Raw genomic sequence first — 17,819 nt, 5'->3', positions numbered from 1 at the left:
CAAGCGGGCATCGCCTGACGGCGGGTCAGAGCACGAACGCGTCGGTCCAGAGCGCGCCGGACCGGCCGGAGAGCGCGTCCAGCATGGCCACCGCCTGACCGTCGGTGAGCTGCGCGACAAAATCCACGATGGCTCGGCCCCGGGCGCGACCGATCCGGTCCGGGGTACGCGGGTGCAGCTCCGCCTCGGCCAGCTCGACCAGGTCGTGCAGCCGGCGGGGCAGCCGGGACTCCTCCTCCGGGTCGAGCAGCCACTCCCAGAGCGCCTCGACCAGGGTGCCCAGCAGCCGGGCCTGGCCACGCTGGTGCAGGGCGAGGTCCGGGCGGGCCAGCACGAACCGGTGGTGGACGAACTTGAGCACCTGCACTTCGTGCCACTGCGCGCAGCCCAGCAGCACGTGCCCGGAGCGCACCGACGGCTGCTCGGTGACCGTGATCGCCTCGACGAAGCGGGTGGACCAGCGGGCGGAGAACCGGGCCACGTACTGCTCGGCCTCGATCGAGCCGTCGAACGGCATCGCGAGCAGCCCGTCCACCAACTCTTCCCGGACGTGTTCGACGGCGGCGGCGAACGCGTCGTCGTCGGCGATCCAGGCGTCCTTGCGGTGCAGTTGCCGGCGTAGCCGCTCGATCGCCGCCCCGGGTCGACGGGCCGCCGTGGCCAGCGCCGCGTCGGTGATTGCCCGCAGCTGCCCGCTCTCACGCTGCCAGGCCATCAACTCCGCGGAGACCGAACCCTGCTGGAGCACCCCGACCCGGTAGAAGTCCTCCACGTCGTGGATGGCGTACGCGATGTCGTCGGCGGTGTCCATCACGGACGCCTCCACGGTCTGCTGCCAGTCCGGGATGCGACCGGCGAACGGCGCCCGGGCCTGCCTCAGGTCGTCCAGCTCGGTCCGGTACGCGCCGAACTTCGACGAGCCGCTCTCCGGGTCGTCGAGCGGCGGGGTGGCGCCGCGCGGTGGCGGGTCCATGGTGCGCGGGTGCGGGTCGGGGTGGTCCAGGCGGGTCCACGGGTACTTCAGCATGGCCGCGCGGACCGCCGCGGTCAGGTCCAGCCCGGTGGTGGCAGCGCCGCGGATCTCGGTGCTGGTGACGATCCGGTACGACTGCGCGTTGCCCTCGAAACCGTCGGATAGGCCGAGGCGCTGGCGGGCCAGCCGGTCCAGCACCCGCTCCCCCAGGTGCCCGAACGGTGGGTGGCCGAGGTCGTGGGCGAGTGCTGCCGCCTCCACCACGTCGGGGTCGCAGCCGCCGAGCTTGTCCAGCAGGTCACGCCACCGTTCGTCGGCGCCCAACCGCTCGGCGACCGCCCGGGCCACCTGGGCGACCTTGAGGCTGTGGGTGAGCCGGTTGTGCACCAGCAGCCCGGAGCCGACCGGGCTGATCACCTGGGTGACGCCGCCGAGGCGGGCGAAGAACGGCGAGCCGACGATCCGGTCCCGGTCGGCGCGGAACGGGTTGGCCGTGAGGTCGCCGAGGGCCCGGGCGCTGCCGCCGAAGAGCCGCCGGGCGCGCGGCTCCGCAGCAGATTCCATGATCGCCACGCTAGCGCAGGCCCGACGGGACCGCCGCTGGTCACCCCGGCCGGTCGCGATGGTTCGGTCCTCCGCCCCGGCCGGGCGCGGCGACAGCGCCCCGGCCGGCCCGGCAGAATGCAGGCGTACCCACTCCCAAAGGCGGATCGAGATCGTGACCCAGTCTGTTCATCAGCGGATCGCCGACGAGCTCGGCGTGGCCGAGCGTCAGGTGCGGGCGGCCGTGGAGCTGCTCGACGGCGGCGCCACAGTGCCGTTCATCGCCCGCTACCGCAAGGAGGCCACCGGCCTGCTCGACGACACCCAGCTGCGCACCCTGGAGGAGCGGCTGCGCTACCTGCGCGAGCTGGACGAGCGGCGGGCCGCGGTGCTGGAGTCGATCCGCGGCCAGGGCAAGTTGGACGAGGCCCTGGAAGCGCAGATCATGGCCGCCGACTCGAAGTCCCGGCTGGAGGACATCTACCTCCCGTACAAGCCCAAGCGGCGGACCCGGGCGCAGATCGCCCGCGAGGCCGGGCTGGCGCCGTTGGCCGAGACGCTGCTGGCCGACCCGGGTCAGGACCCGCGGGCCACCGCCGCCGGGTTCGTCGACGAGGAAAAGGGCGTCGCCGACGCCGCCGCCGCGCTGGAGGGCGCCCGAGCGATCCTCATCGAGACCTTCGCGGAGGACGCCGACCTGATCGGCACGCTGCGCGAGCAGATGTGGTCGCGGGGCCGGCTGGTTTCCCGGGTACGCGAGGGTCAGGAGGCGGCCGGCGCCAAGTTCGCCGACTACTTCGACTTCTCCGAGCCGTACCCGAAGCTGCCGTCGCACCGGATCCTGGCGATGTTCCGGGGCGAGAAGGAGGGCGTGCTCGACCTGACGATGGAGTCGGAGGAGGCGGGCGAGGCGGACGCCGTACCGACCGGCCCGACCCGGTACGAGGCGGCCATCGCCGGCCGGTTCGGGGTGTCCGACGCGGGTCGCCCGGCCGATCGTTGGCTGACCGACACGGTCCGCTGGGCGTGGCGTACCCGGATCCTCATCCACCTCGGCGCGGACCTGCGGATGCGGCTGTGGCAGGCGGCCGAGGAGGAGGCCGTCCGGGTCTTCGCCACCAACCTGCGGGACCTGCTGCTCGCCGCGCCGGCCGGCACCCGACCCACGATGGGCCTGGACCCGGGCCTGCGGACCGGGGTGAAGGTGGCCGTGGTGGACGCCACCGGCAAGGTGCTCGCCACCGACACGATCTATCCGCACGAGCCGCGCCGGCAGTGGGACGCGTCGGTGGAGACCCTCGCCCGGTTGGCCGGGGCGCACGGGGTGGAGCTGATCGCGATCGGCAACGGCACCGCCTCCCGCGAGACCGACAAGCTCGCCGGTGATCTGATCGCCCGGCACCCGCAGCTCAACCTGACCAAGGTGATGGTCTCCGAGGCCGGCGCGTCGGTCTACTCCGCCTCCGCGTACGCCTCGCAGGAGCTGCCCGGGATGGACGTGTCGCTGCGCGGCGCGGTCTCCATCGCCCGCCGCCTCCAGGACCCCCTCGCGGAGCTGGTCAAGATCGACCCGCGTTCGATCGGCGTCGGCCAGTACCAGCACGACCTGTCCGAGGTGAAGTTGTCCCGGTCGCTGGACGCGGTCGTGGAGGACTGCGTGAACGCGGTCGGGGTGGACGTCAACACGGCCTCCGCGCCGCTGCTGACCCGGGTCTCCGGGATCGGCGCCGGTCTGGCCGAGAACATCGTGCTGCACCGGGACGCCAACGGGCCGTTCCGCTCGCGTACCGAGCTGAAGAAGGTGGCCCGGCTCGGCCCGAAGGCGTTCGAACAGTGCGCCGGCTTCCTGCGCATCCCGGGCGGCGACGACCCGCTGGACTCCTCCAGCGTGCACCCCGAGGCGTACCCGGTGGTCCGCCGGATCCTGTCCACCACCGGCCAGGACCTCCGCTCGGTGATCGGCAAGAGCGGCATCCTGCGCGGGCTGCGGGCCACCGACTTCGTCGACGACCGGTTCGGCCTCCCCACCGTCACCGACATCCTCGCCGAGTTGGAGAAGCCGGGCCGGGATCCCCGCCCGGAGTTCCGCACCGCCACCTTCGTCGAAGGGGTGGAGAAGATCAGCGACCTGACGCCCGGCATGGTGCTGGAGGGCGTGGTCACCAACGTGGCCGCGTTCGGCGCGTTCGTCGACGTCGGGGTGCACCAAGACGGCCTGGTGCACGTCTCGGCAATGTCCCGGACCTTCGTGAAGGACCCCCGCGAGGTGGTGAAGTCCGGCGACGTGGTCAAGGTCCGGGTGCTCGACGTGGACGTACCCCGCAAGCGGATCTCGCTGACCCTGCGCCTGGACGACGAGCCCCCGGCCGGTGGTGGTGGTAGCCGGACCGACCAGGAGGTGCGTGGCGGCCCGGCGCAGCGCGCCCCGCAGGGTGGTCGCGGCGGGCAGGGCGCTTCCGGTGGCCCGCAGAGCGGTCGCGGCGGCGGACAGGGCGGTCGCGGCGGCGGACAGCAGGGCGGTCGCGGCGGGCAGGGCGGTCGCGAAGGCCAGGCCGGTCGCGGCGGGCAGAGGCAGGGCGCGCCGGCGCCTGCCAATGACGCGATGGCGGAGGCCCTGCGCCGCGCCGGACTGGCCTGACGCCGTTCAGCACGTCAACCCCGTCCCGTCCCGTCCCGTCCCGTCCCGTCCCGTCCCGTCGATCATGGAGTTGTGGTGGGCGACAAATTGCCCGAACAACACCAAGCCAGGCACCACAACTTCATGATCGACGAAGCCGAGCCGCCCTTCTCCGTCGATCTTGCACTTTCTGTCCCGACAGAAGCCGGCATTCCGCCTATCTCGACGACCGAAAGTGCAAGATCGGCGCGGTTGCGCGCCCCCGGGCGCGGGCGGCCGGGTAATCCGCTCGCGTGGCCGCGAGGTTCGGGGTGATGATCTCGCGGTGAGGATGCACGCCGATCAGGTGGACGTGAGCGCGGACGTGGTTTCCGCGCTGGTGGCCGAGCAGTTTCCGCGGTGGCGGGGCCTGCCGGTCCGGCCGCTCCCCTCGACCGGCACGGTGAACGCCCTGTTCCGGCTCGGCCCGGACATCGTGCTGCGCTTCCCGTTGCTCCCCTCGGCCGACCCCGAGCTGCGTGCCGAGCTGCTGCGGGAGCAGGAGCACGCTCAGCTGCTCGGCCGGAACCTGCCGATCGCGGTGCCCGAACCGCTCGGCCTCGGCGAGCCGGGCGAAGGGTACCCCGGGCCCTGGACGGCGTACCGCTGGATTCCCGGGGAGCCGATCCACCCCGGACGCTTCGGCGACCTGAACGCGTTCGCCCGGGACCTGGCCGGCGTCGTCACCGCCCTGCACGCCATCGACCCCGGCGGCCGGGTCTGGTCCGGGTCCGGCCGGGGCGGCCCGCTGGTTGACCAGGACGACGGTGTGCGATCGGCCCTGGCCAGCAGCGTCCAGCTCACCGACACCGCTCGGCTCGCCGAGGTGTGGGACCGCTGCCGGGCCATCCCCCGGTATCGAATGGCCGACGTGTGGATCCACGCCGACCTGATGCCGGGCAACCTGCTGGTGCGCGACGGCCGGCTGGCCGCGGTCATCGATCTGGGCGCGGTCGATGTGGGCGACCCGGCGGTGGACCTGATGCCGGCGTGGAACCTGTTCGACGCCGGGTCGCGGGAGACGTACCGGCGGGCGCTCGGCGTGGACGATGCGACCTGGGAGCGCGGGCGCGGATGGGCGCTACAGCAGGCGATCAACGCGCTGCCGTACTACGTCGAGACCAACCTGGTGATGGCCGCGATCGCCCGGCGCACCCTGCGGGCCGTACTCGAATGAGCCCCGTCGCGTACCGTCGGCGTCGTGAGTGAGCCGGACGGCCGGACGTGGCGGGATCAGCAGCGGCAGGCGGTGCGGGCGCACGCCGACGCGGACGCGCGGCGGCGGGCCGCCGAGCAGGCCGAGGCAGCGAGGCTGGTGGCCTGGTTCGTGGCCGAGGCGACCCGGCGCGGGCTGCGCACCACCCGGCTGGTCGCCCGGGGTTACGACGGGCGCGGGCGCTACCGGACGAGGCTGACCGGCTGGTACGTCGACCGTGCCGAGACCCGGGCGGTGGACGAGGCCGGCCGGTTCCACCTGCTGACCGTGCCGGGCGGTCTGCGGGCCCGGCTGTTCGGCGTCGACCCGGAGCCCAGCCCCGCGCCGTTGGTGGTCGGGGCCGGTGGCCGCGACGGCGAGTCGATCCCGTTGCGGACGCTGCTCACCCGGTTGCTGGACGACGGGAACGGCGAGCCAGACCCCACCACCAGACCTGCTGCACCACGAGGGTGAGCAGTCCGGCCAGGACGATCGCACCCAGGTTGATCACCAATTGGAGTGCCGAGCCCCCCGCTTCGTCCCACGCTCCGTAGGCGGCGGCCACCGCAACGTTCGCCGCGGCCGGGACCGTTGTCACCGAGATCAGCACCCCGACCAGGCTGCCGGACTTCTTCGACGTCAGCGAGAGCATCCCGGCCACGCCGGCGAGTAGACCGACCACCCAGGACAGCGCGTCCGGCCGCCAGATGAAGTCGGTGAGCGGTCGTTCGGCGAGCAGCATCTCCCGACTGACCAGGCCGGCTGCGGTCAGCGCCCAGGTGCTCAGCACGGTCGCCACCATGGCCGCCAGGAAGCCGACCACGAGAGCCTGCACCGAGCGAGTGATCACCCCGAGCTGGCGGCGCAGCAACGCCACGCACAGCGCGGCGAGGGGGCCGAACTCCGGACCAACCACCATCGCTCCGACGATGAGAATCGGCTGGTCCAGCAGCACCCCGATGCCGGCGATCATGGTGGCCACCACGATCAGCACGAGGTATGTGCCGGACAGTTCCGTCTGCTCGCCGGTCTTCGCGGCGATCTCGTCCCAGACCACCGCGTCCGCGCCACTGCCCGGTGCCCCGTCCGCCGCCCGGTCGGCCGCCGCGGAGATGGTCAGCTCGACGTCCTCGGCGGCGATGCCGCCGCTGGTGTCCACGCCGATCCGCCGCAATTCCCGCAGCACGCGGTCGGCGCTCTCCCGCACCACGTCGCAGAGGATGAGATCGCCCTGCGGTTGCCGGGCGGCACCAGGCAGCACGGCGAGGTGAGTCACCCCCACCTCTGCGGAGAGCAGGTCGACGACCTCCGTCGACCGCTCCACCGGGGCGATCACCCTCAGGTGCAGCACGTCAACCCCCCTCGCCCAACCGGCCAGTTCTTCCCTCGCCCGACCGGCCGTCGCGACTCTACCGCTCGGTCCAACAGCCGCGGGAGCTGCACAAGGCCGCGGATCTGGCCGTGTCCGACTACGGGGTTTCGGGGTTGATCGGGGGAATGCGGACCCAGTGTCGCTATTCGGCATCGCCGCGTCGTCTGTTCCTGATATGACAAATGAGTACGTTTTGAGTAAATCACGTGGGAGGTCACAACGTGCCGGTGCCTGATGGTCTCGTGGACGCCGATCTGTCACTGCCCCGGACCAGCCCGAAACGGGGCAAGCGCATCATCGACGTGACTGTGGCGGCAGTCCTCCTCATCCTGGTCACGCCGGTGCTGATCGTGGTGGCGGCCCTGGTCGCGGCGGGTCTCGGCCGCCCGGTGCTGTTCCGACAGTGCCGCGCCGGCCTGCACGGCCAGCCCTTCGAGGTGGTCAAGTTCCGCACCATGCGCCCACCCAACCGGGGTCTCGGTCTGCTCGGAGACCGCGACCGACTCACCCCGCTCGGGCGTTGGCTGCGCGCCACCAGCCTGGACGAGCTGCCCACGCTCTGGAACGTGCTGCGCGGTGACATGAGCCTGGTCGGCCCGCGCCCGCTGCTGCCCGAATACCTCGGCCGCTACTCCCCCCGCCAGGCCCGGCGGCACGAGGTCCGGCCCGGTGTCACCGGATTGGCCCAGGTACGGGGGCGCAACAGCCTGAGCTGGGAAGAGAAGCTGGACTTCGACGTCCGGTACGTGGACAGCCACAACCTCCGGGTCGACCTGTCGATTCTCGCCGCGACCGTCCGGACCGTGCTGCGCCGAGAGGGGATCAACGCGGCCGGGTCCGCGACCGCGCCGGAGTTCCTCGGTACGGCGGCCCGACGTCCGGCACCTTCGCAGCGGGATCGGACACCGGCATGACGATTCCCCAGGGAGCCGGCCGATGAGCCAGACGATCCACCTCTCCTCGCCCGACGTCGGGCCGCTCGAAGAGTCGTACCTGGTCGCGGCCCTGCGTTCGGGCTGGGTGGCACCCGCCGGCCCGGACCTGCGGGCCTTCGAGAGCGACATCGCCGAGCGGGTCGGCACCGGCGGAGCCGTCGCGGTCAGCTCCGGCACCGCCGCCCTGCACCTGGCGCTGCTCGGCGTCGGCGTGGGGCCGGGCGACGTGGTCATCGTGCCCACGCTCACCTTCGTGGCCACCGCGAACGCGGTTCGGTACATCGGCGCGCGTCCGGTCTTCGTCGACTGCGACCCCAGGAACGGAAACGTCGATGTCGGCCTCGCCACCGAACTGCTGCGCCGGTTGCGAGCCCGCGGCGAGCGGGTCGGCGCGTTCGTCCCGGTGGACATGTTCGGCAGCTGCGCCGACTACCGCGCGCTGGTTCCGGTGTGCGCCGAGGCCGAGGTCCCCCTGGTGGAGGACGCCGCAGAGGCGCTCGGGGCCAGCCACCAGGGGCAGCCGGCGGGCTCCTTCGGGCACGCCGGTGTGCTCTCGTTCAACGGCAACAAGATCATGACCACCTCGGGTGGCGGCATGCTGGTGTCCGACGACATCGCGCTCCTCGATCGGGCGCGGCACCTCTCCACACAGGCCCGCGAGCCGACCCGGCACTACGAGCACCGGGAGACGGGCTACAACTACCGACTGAGCAACCTCCTCGCGGCGCTCGGCCGGGCCCAGTTGCTCCGGCTGGACGGGATGATCGCGCGACGCCGCCAGCTGCGCGACCAGTACGCCAAGCTCTTCGCCCCGGTGCCGGGCGTCGAGCTGCTCGGCGCCGAGGACACCGAGTCGAACTGCTGGCTCACCGTCATCACCGTCGATCGGAAGCGGTGTGGTTGGCGGGCCGACGACCTGGCGGCCCACCTGGCCGAGCGGGACATCGAGACTCGGCCGGTATGGAAGCCGATGCACCTGCAACCCATGCACGTCGGCGCCGAGAGCCTGCTCAACGGCGCGGCAGAGCGGCTCTTCACCGACGGGCTCACGCTGCCCAGCGGGAGTGCCCTGACCGAACCGCAGATCGCACGGGTGTTCGCGGCGATCGACGAGTTCCTGGCCGTCCGGACGGGAGGGTCCACGGCGTGACGACGGGACTGGTAGTGGTCGGCTGCGGTGGGCACGGACGGGAGGTGCTCACCATCGCCCAGGCGGTGAACGAGGCTGCCGGCCGGGCGATCTGGCAGCTGCTGGGCGTCGTCGACGACCGACCCACCGAGGAGAACCTGAAGCGGTTGCAGCGACTCGACGTGCCGTACCTCGGGGACATGGCCTGGTTGCGTGACGCGCCCAGGACCACCCGGTATCTCATCGGCGTCGGCGATCCCCGGGTCCGCCGCGCCATCGGCGATCGGATCGACTCGTACGACATCACCGCCGCAAGCCTCGTCCACCCGGACGCGACCATCGGGCCGGACACCGAGTACGGGCCGGGGCTCGTCGCCTTCGCGGGCGCCCGGGTCACCACGAACGTCACCCTCGGTCGGCACGTCCATCTCAACCAGAACGCCACGGTCGGCCATGACAGCAGCCTCGCGGACTATGTCTCGGTCAACCCGCTCGCCGCGGTTTCCGGGGACTGTCACCTGGCCGAGGGTGTGCTGATCGGGACCACCGCCGCGGTGCTGCAGGGTCTGCGGATAGGGCGGGACAGCACGGTCGGGGCAGGTGCCTGCGTCGTCCGGGATGTACCCGATGAGGCGACGGTAAAGGGCGTTCCAGCCCGCTGAGGCCACCGGACCAGACACCATCTTCACTCGTAATAACTAAAAGCGCCCAAGTGCGCTTATTTGGCATGTAACACGAACAAAGATCCTAGAGGCCTCTTCTGCCGTGCGGGCGGGAGCGGCCGTGCGACAGGACAGGGAGCCAGCACATGCCGCAGGACACCGGGAACACGCAGAGCGCGGACCGACAGGCCAGGCGGGCCAGGGCCCGCCAGCGCACCATCGGGTTCCTCGCCACCGACACCACCGCCTGGGTCGGTGGATTCGTCGCGGCCGCGTGGACCCGGTTCGAGTTCCAGCTCCCCCCGGGCCAACTGGGCCGGGCAGCGGCGGTCGGCGTCGTCGCGGCGGTCGTCCACGTGGCAGTGGCCGCGTTGCGCCGGCTCTACTCCGGACGACACCCGCTGGGCAGCCTGCAGGAGGTCCAGGGCGTTGCCGGCACCGCTATCACCACCGCGGGAATCGCGCTGCTCGCCCTTCTGCCGTCCGGCGAGCGGCCGGTGCCGGCAAGCACTCCCCTGGTGGGCGGCGCGCTCGCCCTGTTGTTCATGCTCGGTGCGCGGTTCGCGTACCGGCACCGGCGCGACCTCGCCATGCGGCCGGACGTACGGTCGTCGACGCCGGTGCTGCTGTTCGGAATGGGTGACGCCGGCCAAGGCCTACTCCGCGCGATGATCAGCGACCCCCGCGGTCGGTACCTACCGGTCGGCGCGCTCGACGACGACCCGGACAAGCGCGATCTGCGCATCGGCGGGGTACGCGTACTGGGTGGACGGCACGAGGTGACCGAGTCGGTCCGGCGTACCGGCGCCACCGCCGTCATCTTCTCGGTGGCCAACGCCGACGCCGCGCTGATCCGCCAGATCCGCGAGGCCACCCTCGAGGCCGGCGCGGTCTTCAAGGTACTGCCCCCGGTGCGGGACCTGGTCGACCATCGGATCACCGTCACCGACGTTCGCGACGTACAGGTCAGCGACCTGCTGGGCCGCAGGCAGGTGGTCGGCGACCTGCCGCTGAGTACCAACAGTCTGACCGGCCGGCGAATCCTGGTCACCGGCGCCGGCGGGTCAATCGGCTCCGAGCTGTGCCGTCAGGTGATGAAGGCCAACCCCGGCGAGCTGATGATGCTCGACCGGGACGAGTCGGCCCTGCACAGCCTGCAGATGTCGCTCAGCGGACGGGCCATGCTGGACGGGCCCGAGCTGATCCTCGCCGACCTGCGCGACGACGAGGGGATACGGCAGATCATCCGGCAGCGTCGCCCGGAGATCATCTTCCACGCGGCGGCGCTCAAGCACCTGACGCTGCTGCAGCGGCATCCCGGCGAGGCGATCAAGACCAACGTCTGGGGCACCCTGTCGGTGCTCGACGCCTGCCAGGACGTAGCCAAGTTCGTCAACATCTCCACCGACAAGGCGGCCGACCCGATCAGCGTCCTCGGCTACTCGAAGCGGATCACCGAGCGGTTGACCGCGCACGCCGCGTCCCGGTTCCCGGGTACGTTCCTCAGCGTCCGGTTCGGCAACGTGTTGAGCAGCCGCGGCTCGGTGGTGACGGCCTTCCAACGGCAGATCGAGACCGGGGTGCCGTTGACCGTCACCCACCCGGAGGTCAGTCGCTACCTGATGACCCTTCAGGAGGCCGTCCACCTGGTGCTCCAGGCCGCCGAAATCGGTCGGGACGGAGAGGCGCTGGTGCTCGACATGGGCGACCCGGTCCGGATCGTCGACCTGGCACGCCAGATGGCCGACCAGGCGTCCAGCTCGGTGCCCATCGTCTACACCGGTCTGCGGCCCGGCGAGAAGCTGCACGAGGACCTGCTCGGGACCGGCGAGATCGACGCCCGGCCGCTCCATCCCCTGGTGTCCCACGTGGCCGTGCCGGCGCTCGATCCGATGGAGGTCAGCGGACTCGACCCGTACGAGGATGTGGCGAAGGTCGTCGAACACCTCGCGCTGCTCTGCACCCAGCCGAGTCATCAGGTGGGGGACGGTCCACTCGGCGTACCACTGCAGTCGCGCTGATCGGCCTGTCCGCGCAACCGTCTGGGTTTACGCAACCGGGCCGGCGACCGCAGGTACGCGCGGTCGCCGGCCCGGTTGGCTGCCTCGCTCAGCGGCGGATGCCCGCCCAGTCGTGGTGCCGGCGAACGGTGGAGAGGATGAAGTCGACCACCCGTCGGGAGGTGTCCGGCACCTGGTAGTCGACCGGACAGGGCACCCCCTGCGCGGCGACCTGGGCCACTGTGACCTGGACCGCCTCGACGACGCCCTCCGGGTCGAGACCGGTCATGATGATGCCGCCGGCGTCCAGCGCCTCGGGGCGTTCCATCGAGTCGCGCAGGGTGACCGCCGGGAAGCCGAGGATCGCTGCCTCCTCGCTGATGGTGCCGCTGTCGGAGAGGGTGCACCGGGCCTGGCTCTGCAGGCTTACGTAGTCGAAGAGACCGAACGGCTCGTGGAAGGTGATGCCGTCGACGCTGCGATCGGCGTCGGTCAGGGCTTCCAACCGCTTTCGGGTACGGGGGTGGGTGGAGACGAGCACCGGCAGCCCCCAGGTCTGCCGTACGGCGTGTAGACAGTCGAGCAGCCGACGCAGCCGGGCCGGCTGGTCGACGTTCTCCTCCCGGTGTGCGCTGACCACGAAGTAGCCGCCGGGTTCGAGGCCGAGCTGGCGCAGGATCGGAGAACCCTCTATGTCCGCGGCGTAGTGGTTCAACACCTCACGCATGGGTGAGCCGGTGTGCAGGATCCGGCGCGGATGGAGCCCTTCGGCGAGCAGGTTTCGGCGGGCGTGCTCGCTGTAGACCAGGTTGAAGTCGGCTACGTGATCGACCAGACGCCGGTTGGTCTCCTCCGGCACATTGAGGTCGAAGCAACGGTTGCCGGCCTCCATGTGATAGACGGGCACTCGCATCCGCCGTGCCATCAGGGCAGCGATGCTGCTGTTCGTGTCGCCGAGGACCAGGAGTGCGTCCGGCCTCAGCTCTTCGATTGCCGCCTCCATGCCGATCAACACACCTCCCAGCACCCGCCCCAGCGACGAGGTGTCCACCCGGAGGAACCTGTCCGGCTCACGCAGCCCCAACTCCTTGAAGAAGACCTCGGAGAGGGCCGCGTCCCAGTTCTGCCCGGTGTGGACCAGCACGTGCTCCACAGTCTCATCGAGCCCGGCCATGATCCGGGACAGCCGGATGATCTCTGGTCGGGTCCCTACCACCGTCATCACCCGTGTCATGTCTCCACCCTTCGCCGACGCCTGCGCCGGAGTCCGTCTCGAGCCGGCAATTCAATCGTTGGACAAACGAGTAGCAATAGCCGGTGGTAGCGGCATTTTTAATGAAAATTAGTCGTCTATCAAATTTGTCGGCGGTTATCGGATTTCCAGGTGCTTGGTCTTCTTAGGACGGTATGGTCCGAATCTATGACAACTGCGAACCCCCCTGTAGTGGCGGAAAGGGCTGGAGGAGTTGTGATGTCCTCGTTGTCGGATCGACGTTTCCTGATCACCGGCGGGACCGGCTCCTTCGGGCAGACCATGGTCCGTCGCCTGCTCGACGCCGGTGCCTCCGAGGTGCGGGTCCTCAGCCGCGACGAGTCGAAGCAGGACGCGATGCGGCACCGGATCCGCGACGACCGGGTCCGCTACTACGTCGGCGACGTGCGCGACTACGACTCGGTTGCCAAGGCCAGCCGGGACATCGAGTTCGTCTTCCACGCCGCAGCCCTCAAGCAGGTTCCCTCCTGTGAGTTCTTCCCCCTGGAGGCGCTGCGGACCAACGTGTTGGGCAGCGCCAACGTCGTGGACGCCTGCGAGCGGAACGGCGTCGAAGCGCTGGTACTGCTCAGCACCGACAAGGCGGTCTACCCGGTCAACGCGATGGGCATGACCAAGGCGCTCATGGAGAAGGTGGCGCAGGCCCACGCGCGCAACAACCCGGCCGCCCGGACCCGGGTCTGCTGTGTGCGCTACGGCAACGTCATGTACTCCCGGGGATCGGTGATCCCGCTCTTCATCGACCAGATCCGCAAGGGAACACCGCTGACGGTCACCGAGCCGACGATGACCCGCTTCCTGATGTCGCTGGAGCAGTCGGTGGACCTGGTGGAGCACGCCTTCCGGAACGGTCAGCCGGGGGACGTCTTCATCCGCAAGGCCGACGCCTGCACCATCGGCGACCTGGCCACGGCGCTGTGCAACCTGTTCTCGGTTCCCGTCAAGATGAACGTCCTCGGGATCCGGCACGGCGAGAAGCTCTACGAGACCCTCGCCAGCCGCGAGGACCTGTCCCGCGCCGAGGACTTCGGCGACTTCCTCCGCGTCGCGGTAGACAGTCGGGACCTCAACTACGCCCTCTACTTCGACGAGGGCAGCGTCGACCGCGGCACCCAGGACTTCAACTCGCACAACACGCGACGTCTCGTCGTCCCGGAGATCGAGTCGCTGCTGATGAGCCTGCCGGAGGTGCGGGCGCACATCGACGCCGCCGCGGCGTGAGCGCGCCGACCAGCGGCGGACGACCCGACCGGGTCGCACTGGTCAGCCAGTGGTTCCCTCCGGAACCGGCGCCCTTCGCCGAGGGGATCACCGACTCGCTGCGGCGCCAGGGGTTCGACGTCGACGTGCTCACCGGGGTACCGAACTACCCCAAGGGCGTCGTGTACGACGGGTACTCGGCCCGGCGTCGGACCGTGGAACTGCGCGACGGGGGCCGGGTCGTCCGCACACCACTGCACCCGAGCCACGACCGGTCCGCGCTCGGCCGGGTCGCCAACTACCTGAGCTGGGCGGCGTCCTCGTCGCTGCTCGGCGCGTCAGTCCTGCGCACCGCTGACGTCGCCCTGGTGTACTCCTCACCGGTCACCGCCACCACCGCGGCCATGGCGGCACGACGACGCTGGGGCACCCCGTACGTGACCATGGTGCTCGATCTCTGGCCGGACTCCGTCTTCGCCACCGGGTTCCTCACCGACGGGGTGGCCCGCCGGCTCGCGGAGACGAGCCTCGGCTGGTTCACCGAGCGGACGTACCGCTGGGCCGATCACGTCACGGTTCCCGCGCCCGGCCTGCGGGACACGATCATCGCGCGGGGCGTCCCGGCCGAGAAGGTCTCGGTGGTCTACAACTGGGCCGACGAGAAGGTCATGCAACCGACCGAGCCCGAGCCCGGCCTACGCGCCCGGCTGGGCCTGCGCGACGACGACTTCGTGCTGATGTACGCCGGCAACCACGGTCCGGCGCAGCGACTCGACACCGTGATCGACGCCATGGCCCGGCTGTACGACCTGCCGGACGTCCACCTGGTTCTGGTCGGCGACGGGGTGGAGAAGGACTCGCTGATAGCGCAGGCCGCGCAGAGCCGACCCGGCCACGTCCATTTCCTCGACCCGGTTCCGCCAGAGCGCCTGGCGGCTCGAATGGCGGCCGCCGATCTGCACCTCGTGTCCCTGGCGAACGATCCGCTGTTCAGCATCACCCTGCCCAGCAAGGTGCAGTCGATCATGGCCTGCGGCCAACCCGTGCTCGCCTGCGCACCCGGCGACGCCGCTCGGGTCGTCCGCGACGCCGAGGCCGGCTTCGACGCCCAGCCCGAGGATCCGGAGAACCTGGCCGAGGTCGTCCGGCAGGCCCGGCAGACGCCGCGCTCACGGCTACGGGCGATGGGGCACGCCGGCCGCGACCACTACCTGACGCACATGAGTCAAGCGACAAACGTGCAGGTCCTCGCCGACCTGCTCACCGATGCGGCACGGCGGGCCAGGAGCGGCCGCCGGGACAAGGAGTCACGATGACCCGACGCGTCCTCGTCCTCGGCGCGACCGGGATGCTGGGCCACGCACTCGTCCGGGAGTTGAGTGCGGACCCAAACCTCGACGTGTACGGCGCCGCGCGGAGCATGGAGGGCCGCGCGCACCTCTTCCCGCCCGAACTGCTCGCCCGGATCACCCCGGCGCTCGACGTCAGCCGGTTCGAGCAGGTGCGACAGGTCCTCGACGACATCCGACCGGACGTGGTCGTCAACTGCGTCGGCGTGATCAAACAGCGCCCGGACGTCCAGGACGCCGTCCAGACGGTGATGCTCAATGCGCTCTTCCCCCACCTGCTGGCCGACGCCTGCGCCCAGCTCGGCAACCGTCTGGTCCACGTCAGCACCGACTGCGTGTTCTCCGGCAGTCGCGGTGGTTACCGGGAGAGCGACCTGCCGGACCCACCAGACCTCTACGGGCAGTCCAAGCTGCTGGGCGAGACCACGCTGGCTCCCGCCCTCACCCTGCGGACATCGATCATCGGGCACGAACTGACCACCAACCGGTCGCTGCTGGACTGGTTCCTCTCCCAACCGGGCCGGGTGGGCGGGTACACCAGAGCGATCTACAGCGGAGTGACGACTGTCGAGTTCGCCCGACTGCTGCGCGAGGTCATCCTGCCCCGCGAGGACCTGACCGGGCTGTACCACCTCGCCGCCGAGCCGATCTCGAAGTACGACCTGCTCCGACTGGTCGCCGACGTGTACGGCTGGCGGGGCGAGTTGTCGCCGGACGCCGACTTCGTGCTCGACCGGTCGATGCGCGCCGAGGCGTTGGCGCAGGTCACCGGATACCGCCCGCCGTCCTGGCCGGACATGATCCGGCTGATGCACGACGCGCGAGCCAGGTGGAACGTGCCCGAGACCGTGGCGGGCCGACCCACCGCCCGGGTCTGAACGCACGTACGCCGGGTCGGCCGCACGCCGACCTGTCTTCCGACACATCTTCGCGACCACGGCGGACCGGCGGGTTTACACCCCGCCGATCCTCAGAGTCGCGACCAGGACAACGTGCCGATGCCGATCCAGGCCGGCCGGAGCCGAAGGACATCACGTGGTAGGACGCCTTGGCCTCGTCGCCCTCGTCGTTGGGGCAGCATGTCTCACGGCGGTCACGACCGCCTTCGCCGTGGACGAACCGATGATCGCCGGCGGGGTGGCGCTCCTGTTCCTCGCGCTCTATCTCATGCGGCGGCTCGACGGTTTTGGGCGGATCCTGGCGGTGGCGACGGTTCTGCTGATCTTCGCCTCGTCGAACATGCCGTCGCTTGTCAGCTTCAGCTTCTACGCGCGATACGTGGCGGTCGGCTGCCTGGTCGTCTGGGCGTTGCTGGCGCACTCCCGCGGAATTCGGCGGACCGACCATTGGACAAGTCTGTTCGTCACCGCGCTCTGGGCGACCGCAGCGCTGGCCGCGCTGAGCAGCTTCTGGTCGGTCACCCCGTTGCACACACTCCAGCAGGCCATCGCGTTGCTGCTGCTGGCCGCGTTGACCCACGTGGTTCTCTGGCGCCGCTGGGCCGACGCGGTGGCCGTGGCCGCCGACCTGCACGTGGTCTACGTGATCCTCAGCTTGTCGCTCGTGGTCAGTCTCGGCCTCGGCATCGCCGGCAGCGCGTCCGCCACCTCCTTCAACGACCGGTTCCAGGGCTTGTTCTCCAACCCCAACATGCTGAGCATCATCTGCGCCCTGACGATTCCGCTCGGCTGGGCGCTCTACCGGCAGTCGCGCAAGCGGACACAGTTGCTCGGCATCGTCCCGGCGGCCATCGCCCTCCCCATCACCGAGTCCCGCACCGCGTTGATCGCCCTTCTCGTCGGCGGCCTCTGGGTGGTGCTGCGGCACGGGGTCGGGCCGCTGGCCCGCCTGCTGGTGGTGACAGTCGGGGGTGTCGGGCTGGCGTACCTGTTCGGCATGCTCCCCAGCCTCGTCGGCTCGTCCTGGGTGCAGGCCATCGCCGCCCGCTTCACCGACCCGGACAATGGCGATTTCTCCAACGGACGTACCCAGACCTGGCAGGCGGCCGTCGAGCTGTGGCAGAGCCGTCCGACGCTGGGCTTCGGATACGCCTCGGGTTTCCAGCTGTTCGAACAGACCCGTCAGAACGGCTTCCTCGACGCCAACGTCAACCTGGTGCACAACAGCTATCTGCAGTGGCTGCTGGAAATGGGAGTCGTCGGCGTCGCGCCGCTCCTGCTGCTCCTGTTCGTCGCGCTGAGGGCGGCGCTGGCTCCTGTCGGGGCACTCAACTCGGGTCTGGTCTGGCTCATCGTCACCGGCCTGCTGATCCAGGTCACCGAGTCGACGATGTTCGGCATGGGCCAGCCCTACCCGTACGTGTTCTGGCTCGCCGTGGCGGGCGTCCTGGTAAGTCCCCGCTCGGGACGCCACGTGTCCGGGGTTCCCGCGAGCGTCTACATCTCGGCAGGTGCCGATGGCGGGTCGTACCCGCACAGTCCGACGGGCCAGCGGCAACCGACCGCGGCGCACGGTTCGGCCCGGCGGGAGCGGATGTCCGTGCGCTGACGGCCTGACCGGGGGGGCGTCCGA

The 17,819-nt window shown here is 70.5% G+C and carries 14 protein-coding genes; 11 read left to right on the top strand and 3 right to left on the bottom strand.

Going from position 1 to position 17,819, the window contains the following annotated elements; all coding sequences use genetic code 11:
• Window positions 1-25: 25 nt before the first annotated feature.
• On the bottom strand, window positions 26-1,537 hold the full coding sequence (locus ACLJOK_RS26450; protein WP_410821277.1) for a deoxyguanosinetriphosphate triphosphohydrolase family protein: 1,512 nt from the start codon (window positions 1,535-1,537) through the stop codon (window positions 26-28).
• A gap of 154 nt (window positions 1,538-1,691) precedes the next feature.
• On the opposite strand from ACLJOK_RS26450, the gene ACLJOK_RS26445 reads away from it, so the two are divergent.
• The 3 genes from ACLJOK_RS26445 to ACLJOK_RS26435 all read left to right on the top strand — a co-directional run bounded on the left by ACLJOK_RS26445 (window position 1,692) and on the right by ACLJOK_RS26435 (window position 5,841).
• The gene (locus tag ACLJOK_RS26445) at window positions 1,692-4,154 is read left to right on the top strand and encodes a Tex family protein (protein ID WP_410821276.1); all 2,463 of its coding nucleotides are present in this window, start codon (window positions 1,692-1,694) and stop codon (window positions 4,152-4,154) included.
• A gap of 310 nt (window positions 4,155-4,464) precedes the next feature.
• Entirely contained in the window at window positions 4,465-5,349 is an 885-nt protein-coding gene (locus ACLJOK_RS26440) for an aminoglycoside phosphotransferase family protein (protein ID WP_410821595.1), read from the top strand.
• Window positions 5,350-5,373: 24 nt separating this feature from the next.
• Entirely contained in the window at window positions 5,374-5,841 is a 468-nt protein-coding gene (locus ACLJOK_RS26435; RefSeq protein WP_410821275.1) for a hypothetical protein, read from the top strand.
• On the opposite strand, the gene ACLJOK_RS26430 is transcribed toward ACLJOK_RS26435, so the two are convergent.
• Window positions 5,771-6,718 (bottom strand): DUF389 domain-containing protein, encoded by a 948-nt coding sequence (locus ACLJOK_RS26430; protein ID WP_410821274.1) that lies wholly within the window; start codon window positions 6,716-6,718, stop codon window positions 5,771-5,773. The genes ACLJOK_RS26435 and ACLJOK_RS26430 overlap by 71 nt on opposite strands.
• Window positions 6,719-6,966: 248 nt before the next feature.
• Between ACLJOK_RS26430 and ACLJOK_RS26425 the strand changes: the two genes are divergently transcribed.
• The 4 genes from ACLJOK_RS26425 (at window position 6,967) to ACLJOK_RS26410 (ending at window position 11,486) form a co-directional block, all read left to right on the top strand.
• Window positions 6,967-7,653 (top strand): sugar transferase, encoded by a 687-nt coding sequence (locus ACLJOK_RS26425; protein WP_410821273.1) that lies wholly within the window; start codon window positions 6,967-6,969, stop codon window positions 7,651-7,653.
• 22 nt (window positions 7,654-7,675) lie between these two features.
• Window positions 7,676-8,824: a DegT/DnrJ/EryC1/StrS family aminotransferase gene (locus ACLJOK_RS26420; protein ID WP_410821272.1), complete on the top strand. Its 1,149-nt coding sequence runs from the start codon at window positions 7,676-7,678 to the stop codon at window positions 8,822-8,824.
• Window positions 8,821-9,465 carry an acetyltransferase gene (locus ACLJOK_RS26415; protein WP_410821271.1) on the top strand — a complete coding sequence of 215 codons (645 nt, stop codon included), beginning with the start codon at window positions 8,821-8,823 and terminating at the stop codon, window positions 9,463-9,465. Before ACLJOK_RS26420 ends, ACLJOK_RS26415 begins: the two co-directional genes overlap by 4 nt.
• Before the next feature lie 146 nt (window positions 9,466-9,611).
• The gene (locus ACLJOK_RS26410) at window positions 9,612-11,486 is read left to right on the top strand and encodes a polysaccharide biosynthesis protein (RefSeq protein WP_410821270.1); all 1,875 of its coding nucleotides are present in this window, start codon (window positions 9,612-9,614) and stop codon (window positions 11,484-11,486) included.
• A gap of 88 nt (window positions 11,487-11,574) precedes the next feature.
• Here the strand turns inward: ACLJOK_RS26410 and wecB are convergent, their stop codons facing one another.
• Window positions 11,575-12,699, bottom strand: coding sequence for a non-hydrolyzing UDP-N-acetylglucosamine 2-epimerase (wecB, locus tag ACLJOK_RS26405; RefSeq protein ID WP_410821269.1), 1,125 nt, complete (start codon window positions 12,697-12,699; stop codon window positions 11,575-11,577).
• Window positions 12,700-12,936: 237 nt separating this feature from the next.
• Here wecB and ACLJOK_RS26400 point away from each other — a divergent pair, with 237 nt between their 5' ends.
• The 4 genes from ACLJOK_RS26400 to ACLJOK_RS26385 all read left to right on the top strand — a co-directional run bounded on the left by ACLJOK_RS26400 (window position 12,937) and on the right by ACLJOK_RS26385 (window position 17,795).
• Entirely contained in the window at window positions 12,937-13,959 is a 1,023-nt protein-coding gene (locus ACLJOK_RS26400) for a polysaccharide biosynthesis protein (protein ID WP_410821268.1), read from the top strand.
• Window positions 13,956-15,254, top strand: a complete 1,299-nt coding sequence (locus ACLJOK_RS26395) for a glycosyltransferase family 4 protein (protein WP_410821267.1) — start codon at window positions 13,956-13,958, stop codon at window positions 15,252-15,254. Before ACLJOK_RS26400 ends, ACLJOK_RS26395 begins: the two co-directional genes overlap by 4 nt.
• The gene (locus tag ACLJOK_RS26390) at window positions 15,251-16,165 is read left to right on the top strand and encodes a dTDP-4-dehydrorhamnose reductase family protein (protein ID WP_410821266.1); all 915 of its coding nucleotides are present in this window, start codon (window positions 15,251-15,253) and stop codon (window positions 16,163-16,165) included. The genes ACLJOK_RS26395 and ACLJOK_RS26390 overlap by 4 nt, the downstream gene beginning before the upstream one ends.
• 157 nt (window positions 16,166-16,322) lie before the next feature.
• The gene (locus ACLJOK_RS26385; protein WP_410821265.1) at window positions 16,323-17,795 is read left to right on the top strand and encodes an O-antigen ligase family protein; all 1,473 of its coding nucleotides are present in this window, start codon (window positions 16,323-16,325) and stop codon (window positions 17,793-17,795) included.
• Window positions 17,796-17,819 lie beyond the last annotated feature (24 nt).

Origin of the sequence: Micromonospora sp. 050-3, assembly GCF_046549335.1 — a bacterium.
Classification (GTDB): domain Bacteria; phylum Actinomycetota; class Actinomycetes; order Mycobacteriales; family Micromonosporaceae; genus Micromonospora; species Micromonospora trifolii.
This window is presented reverse-complemented; position numbering and strand designations above follow the sequence as displayed.

Coding starts and splice junctions, on each gene's coding strand:
- wecB (WP_410821269.1), bottom strand. CDS start 12,699: ATGACACGGGTGATGACGGTGGTAGGGACCCGACCAGAGATCATCCGG.
- ACLJOK_RS26440 (WP_410821595.1), top strand. CDS start 4,465: ATGCACGCCGATCAGGTGGACGTGAGCGCGGACGTGGTTTCCGCGCTG.
- ACLJOK_RS26410 (WP_410821270.1), top strand. CDS start 9,612: ATGCCGCAGGACACCGGGAACACGCAGAGCGCGGACCGACAGGCCAGG.
- ACLJOK_RS26420 (WP_410821272.1), top strand. CDS start 7,676: ATGAGCCAGACGATCCACCTCTCCTCGCCCGACGTCGGGCCGCTCGAA.
- ACLJOK_RS26400 (WP_410821268.1), top strand. CDS start 12,937: ATGTCCTCGTTGTCGGATCGACGTTTCCTGATCACCGGCGGGACCGGC.
- ACLJOK_RS26390 (WP_410821266.1), top strand. CDS start 15,251: ATGACCCGACGCGTCCTCGTCCTCGGCGCGACCGGGATGCTGGGCCAC.
- ACLJOK_RS26450 (WP_410821277.1), bottom strand. CDS start 1,537: ATGGAATCTGCTGCGGAGCCGCGCGCCCGGCGGCTCTTCGGCGGCAGC.